This is a genomic window from Phyllobacterium sp. (genome assembly GCF_037994425.1).
In the GTDB taxonomy this organism is placed as follows: Bacteria; Pseudomonadota; Alphaproteobacteria; order Rhizobiales; family Rhizobiaceae; genus Phyllobacterium.
The window spans coordinates 1-5112 of the sequence record NZ_JBBNAM010000145.1 but is presented as its reverse complement, the minus strand read 5'-3'; the positions used below and the strand labels follow the sequence as shown (position 1 = coordinate 5112).

General features: G+C 57.5%; 10 protein-coding genes. All 10 read right to left on the bottom strand.

All coding sequences use genetic code 11. The annotated features are described in order from the left end of the window. Positions 1–734, bottom strand: a 734-nt coding sequence (locus tag AAAB35_RS10400; protein WP_340668208.1) for a hypothetical protein, incomplete at its 3' end; no start/stop codon positions are given. 179 nt (positions 735–913) lie between these two features. Continuing rightward, on the bottom strand, positions 914–1183 hold the full coding sequence (locus AAAB35_RS10395; protein WP_340668207.1) for a hypothetical protein: 270 nt from the start codon (positions 1181–1183) through the stop codon (positions 914–916). Positions 1184–1289: 106 nt separating this feature from the next. Beyond that, complete coding sequence (locus tag AAAB35_RS10390; RefSeq protein ID WP_340668206.1) at positions 1290–1679, bottom strand: HNH endonuclease signature motif containing protein; 390 nt, start codon at positions 1677–1679, stop codon at positions 1290–1292. Further along, entirely contained in the window at positions 1679–2800 is a 1122-nt protein-coding gene (locus tag AAAB35_RS10385) for a recombinase RecT (RefSeq protein WP_340668205.1), read from the bottom strand. Before AAAB35_RS10385 ends, AAAB35_RS10390 begins: the two co-directional genes overlap by 1 nt. Continuing rightward, positions 2797–3810 (bottom strand): PD-(D/E)XK nuclease-like domain-containing protein, encoded by a 1014-nt coding sequence (locus AAAB35_RS10380; protein WP_340668204.1) that lies wholly within the window; start codon positions 3808–3810, stop codon positions 2797–2799. Before AAAB35_RS10380 ends, AAAB35_RS10385 begins: the two co-directional genes overlap by 4 nt. Next, entirely contained in the window at positions 3810–4004 is a 195-nt protein-coding gene (locus AAAB35_RS10375; RefSeq protein WP_340668203.1) for a hypothetical protein, read from the bottom strand. The genes AAAB35_RS10380 and AAAB35_RS10375 overlap by 1 nt, the downstream gene beginning before the upstream one ends. Continuing rightward, on the bottom strand, positions 4001–4153 hold the full coding sequence (locus AAAB35_RS10370) for a hypothetical protein (protein ID WP_340668202.1): 153 nt from the start codon (positions 4151–4153) through the stop codon (positions 4001–4003). Before AAAB35_RS10370 ends, AAAB35_RS10375 begins: the two co-directional genes overlap by 4 nt. 112 nt (positions 4154–4265) lie before the next feature. Beyond that, positions 4266–4499 (bottom strand): hypothetical protein, encoded by a 234-nt coding sequence (locus tag AAAB35_RS10365; protein WP_340668201.1) that lies wholly within the window; start codon positions 4497–4499, stop codon positions 4266–4268. Then, a complete protein-coding gene (locus AAAB35_RS10360; RefSeq protein ID WP_340668200.1) occupies positions 4499–4723 on the bottom strand; it encodes a hypothetical protein in 225 nt (74 codons plus the stop codon). Before AAAB35_RS10360 ends, AAAB35_RS10365 begins: the two co-directional genes overlap by 1 nt. Continuing rightward, positions 4723–5055: a hypothetical protein gene (locus AAAB35_RS10355; protein ID WP_340668199.1), complete on the bottom strand. Its 333-nt coding sequence runs from the start codon at positions 5053–5055 to the stop codon at positions 4723–4725. Before AAAB35_RS10355 ends, AAAB35_RS10360 begins: the two co-directional genes overlap by 1 nt. Between the last annotated feature and the right edge of the window lie 57 nt (positions 5056–5112).

Here is a 5112-nt window from a genome sequence, read left to right as displayed (position 1 = left end):
ATCGACCGGATGTCGCGGAAGTCTTCGGAAAATGAATTCTTTCGGTAGTCGGCGCCGCGACGGGTTCTGAATATCTTCATCGATCCGATGGGATCGGCATCTCCAAAAGTTTCTTTGATGTACCAGTTTAGCAGCTTTTCGGTTCGGCGTGATAAGGTTAGTACGGCATCACGTCCAGTCTTGGCGCGGTCGAGTTCGAACCATGTGCCTTTGTTGTCTTGGCGACGTTGTGAAAGCGTGAGTGAGCGGGCATCCACAGGAGAGACTGCGCCGTCCCACATACACGCCAGCGAGGCTGCAAGGCCGTAATAGCCCATTCGCCACGCCCGCTTCACAAGGCGGGTTGCTTCACCCTCAGACCATGTCTGACTTCTGCCCTTCGGCTCAGAATTGGTCACGGCGAGGCTCGGGTCAGCTTCTCGCTGGCAGTACTTCATTGCCGCTGCGACCTTCCACAGCGCCCGCCATATCTTCAGCGCTCTGTGAGCTTCTCTGAGGCTTTTGTCGCGCTCGATGCCGCCACGCCAGGATGAAAGCGACTGCATATCGACGGCGGTAGGTGGAAGGTCCCCGAAGAGCGGTTCGATATAGCGCCAGCCACGCATCCAGTCTTCACGCGTGCGGGGGGCTTTCTTGATTTGCCATTCTTCAGTTTGCCGGTATTTGGCGAAGGCTTCGCCGAGAGAATGAGGAGTGTAAACCTTCTCGCGTGGCGCAGCGGCAACTTTCTCCAAATGCATGCTCGGCGGTAATCTTCGCGCCTCCTGCCATGCCTCGTTGAGCTGCTGTGCCTTTGCCCAAGCTCCCGGCCCATCCCGGCCGCACGGCGTTGAGGCAAATCCATATGCCTTCATATTGCCGCGCGGCTCCCAGAAACCCAATCCCTTGCGGACGTAGTAGTATTTGATCTTCACTAAGCCCATCTCTTCTCCCGGACTGCCGCCAGTAGGTTCTGGCGAACAATCTCGGGATTGGTCTCAGGGATCAAACCGGATTGAATGTCGATCCACTTATCCACAGCTTGTAAACAGTAATTCCCCAGCACATTGACGGGTCTGGGAAAGCCTGAAGCTTCAAGCTGAGGTATGGCGCTTTTAAAACACTCGTACGAAACGCCGAGACGCCTGGCGACCTTCTGCGGCGGGATAAGTCGAGGATCGATGCGATATCGGATTTCGCTCATCCCACGCACCTCACGAACAGAGCCAGCAGAACGAGACCAACAACAATTAACGGTCCGGCGATGAACATGAAATCCGATAGCCAGGCTTTGAAGCTTTGGCCGTACATCATGGCTCGATCCTTTCGTATAAGCGGCGAGGCGGGAGGGATTTGGTTAGGGGTGGCTTGGCTACCTTCGCGCGTGCAAGCTTGGATGAGGGCTTCTGCACGCCGGTATGCTTTGCGCGGACCTTGGCGACCTTGGCCTTTTCCTTGACGTCGAGCGCCGTCTTGCCGACGTGACAATGAGAATGGGCTGGTGCGAGATTGCTCTCGGCGTTCTTTCCGCCATTGATCAGGGCGATGACGTGATCGGCTTGCCAGGTCTCACCAACCTTGATCTGCAGCTTGCAGAGGTGGCAGACGCCTTTATCCCGGTCATAGATGCGTTGGCGCACGCGGGGCGGGGCTTTGGCGTTGTCCGATTTGCCGAACCATTCTCCGACTTTGCGAGCCATCACTGCAGGTCCTTCACGCTTTCCAAGCGCGCCTTGCCGGCGATGATCTCCTTGGCGTCCTCGACCTCGATCTCGCCCCTGCAGGCCTGTCTTGCGTAGTTAATGATCGTCTTGGCGCGCGTCGTCGCGTCGTCGGTCAAGCCTTCGACAAACTGACCCTTGCTGGCATCAACTACCACGGCTTCGTCCGGACCGATGGCCGCGACGATCACGCGAGCGAAGGTCTTGAGCCAATCGGCCTCGTAAAAGATGTGATCGATTTCGTCGGAAAGATTTGAGCCCGACGATTCTTCGCGGGGGGAGGGTTCCAAAGAACCGCCGGGCTCAGTATGGGAAGCGACACTCGGGAGTGGGTCAGTATCGCTTCCCACATCGGACGCGTAGGGAATCGGGTCCGATGTTCCTGTATTCTGCGCATTCCGCCCGCTAGCGAGCGTCTCCGTCTCGCGGGTGATATTATCAGGATCAAAGCCCTCCTGATTTCCATGAGGACTTGTCGCCTGTTCTAATCGCGACATGATGCCCGGCTTTGGCGTGACATCTCTTGCATTGTCCGCGCCTTGGAATTGCTCGACCTCGTCGCGATCATAGACGCCGAGCAAAACCTCGGGGCAATGACGACGAGCCCATGAGCGCGCGGAAAAGTAGCCGAGCTGCTGCTGAGGATCCGACTTCCACAAGGGCGAATTTTTGACAGTGATGCTGCCGATCGCGGGCGAGGTGTAGATGCATTCTTCGCCATCCAGCACACCAGTGACAGTGCATGTCATGGCATTTCCGACGCCTTCAAAGAGATACTTCAATCGGCCCTTGATACCCGAGCGGGTATTGACCACCGCGGCGATAAGCTGCGCCTCGTAGGCAATCCGGCCGCCGACCTCGTATGATTTCGAAGCCACCGCAAACGGGCTCATCTGCCATTCAAGGGCTTGCATCGCTACAGCCATGCAAGCGCCGGCGTTACCGCGCAGATGCTTCGGGAGAGCAATGTCAGCCTTGCACATGACCTCTGCAAAGCGGACGACCTCGCCAAGGTTCTGCGGGGCGATCGATGATCCGTTCGCGCCAGACGAAACCGACACGCTGTTGATGGATGTTTCGCGGGTTGCGATCTGGTTCACGCTGCCTTCTCCTGCAAATTGAGTGTGTTTTCGATGCGGGTCTGGTACCAGGACGGCGTTTCAATCCATCCGACTTCCGGCGCGAAGCCGTCATAACCGGGCCAATCCTTCCGCTTCAGACATTCCTTGGCCGTAGCGATTCCATTCCGGGCAAGGCGCTCGCCGATATCGATGTCACGATCTTTCAAGGCGAGAACGCGCACGTCATAGGGAGGCTCTTTTTCGACAAACACGAACGTGAAGGACTGGAAGGCTTCGGCACCAAGCACAGCACGCACCGCCATGCGAACGAGCGCTGCCTGGATGTGATAGCCGCGATCCATAATCGTCTTGGACAAGGATTCGTCACTGAGATTGGCCGCCGTCTTCAGGTCGACGAAATCACCGCTGTCATTTGGGATGACGTCAGGCCGGGTGCGGATCCAGACATTGCCATCCTTGTAGACAATGCTGCGCTCGATGCGGCCATTCATGATGCCAAGGCGGATCATTGGATGACGGTTCAAGCTGGCAGCCATCTCCTTGATGTGGACGATTTCCGCCTCGGTGATGACCGTACGCTTGGCCTTGGCCTGGCTCTCAAGCCACGTCTTGCAGACATTGGCGTTGCCGCTCCATGGCTTCCACGCGCCTTTGTCGTCCTCGTATTTCTCAGGACGCAGTACATAGCACTCAGCAAAGCCTTCCTCGCCCAGCAACAGCATGTGAGCGGCCTTGCCGAATTCCAGCGGTTGCTTGGTCGTTTCCTCGAACCGCGCTGGATTGAACGCCGAGTAGGCCCAGTACAACGATGGCCGATCGATCAGCCGGCGAAGGCCGGACGATGAGATCGAGAAGCCGTTGAACAGATTAGTGTCATGATGATATGTCTCGATCGGGATGTTGGCGAAGACGCCGTTCTTCGTGATCGGCTTGCCATCCCATGCAATTTCCTTTGCCAGTCCGCCAACGATGCTGCTTGCGATCGAGCCAAGGCTTTGCATGGCGTCAGTGTCTACAATGCGTTCCATCAGATGAGTTCCTTTTCGAACGCGAGCCAGTGCGGCAGCGTCACAACGGCCAGCGTTTTTGTCCGGCGTTCAATTTCGATTTGTTTTTTAGGCAGCCAAACGGCATGCTCGCGCTCCCCGTCGTCGGAGATCAGAACCGCTTGGGTCGTCTCGGCATGGATGTGAGCGTCGATGTCGACGAGATCGGATTTCATGGCAGCCGCTCCAAGAAGGAGAAGATCAGGACCATTCCGATGACGAGCGTGGCGACATACGAAGCCAAAGCACCACGGCGGGCACGGTTTGACTGCGCTGCAGCAGCGATGCGGATCCGGTCCGCTTCCTGAATGAAAATCCGGCTCATTGATCTGCCTGCTTGAGAGCTGCTTCGCGAGCCTTGAGCACGCTGCCGATTGAGCCGAGAGTGATGGTGGCTAGCCCGATCAGGGCGACACATGCGATTGAAAAACTGAGCATCAAACTGCCTCCCGTAAGTTGATCATGTAGCCACCGCTGAGAGCCTTGAGCGCGAGTTTCAGATCGCCCTCGGCAGCGTCATAAATGCGCTGGCATTCGATTGTGTGTGGCTTTGCTCTGTCCCATTCCTTGCAGTCGTCGGCCGCGTTGTAGTAGCTGGCGTGCCCCGCACTGGCGCAGAACGAGTGGACGGCCTTAAGCTCGTCCTTGGTGAGCGTGTAAGAGATGGTCATCACGCGGTGCTCCCGATGCGACGGACCTCATTGAGGCGTTGGATCGTGCGCTTCAGGTGTTCGCGCTGCTTCTCTTCCCGGTCGCGAACGCGCTGCACACAGCGTTCAATGTCCGCGAGGTAGATGCCGCAAACTTCCTTGTCGAAAAGCTCCGAGCCTCCACCAGCCAACCCCGTCAGGGCCTTCGTGATTGCGTGAGCGTATTTGAGGATTTCCTCCGACATCACGCCCTCCCTGCTTCCATGTGAACGCCAGCCCAGCCGCTTGGCTGTTCAAGCTCATCGATGAAAATCTCGTAGTTCATGGAGTGGCGGACGAACGGCGGGACGAAATCGTCCTCTGTCGTGTCGCTGTGACGATCCAGCCAGTACCCAGCGAAATCCTCGGTAAGGTCCAGCGTGCGATCACCCGTGTCATGAAGGATGACCAACGTGCGATCGTCGCAGTAGGCGAGAACGTCATCGATCGTGTCGAACGGACCGCACTTGCCTTCGTATTCCTGGCGGTCGGTCTTGAGGATCAAGCCCTCGTCGGCGCGGATAACCGGGGTTCTCATCGTGCGATCCTCCGAGCAATGGCGCGCTTGATGTGGCGCTTGGCCATGTCGCAGAGG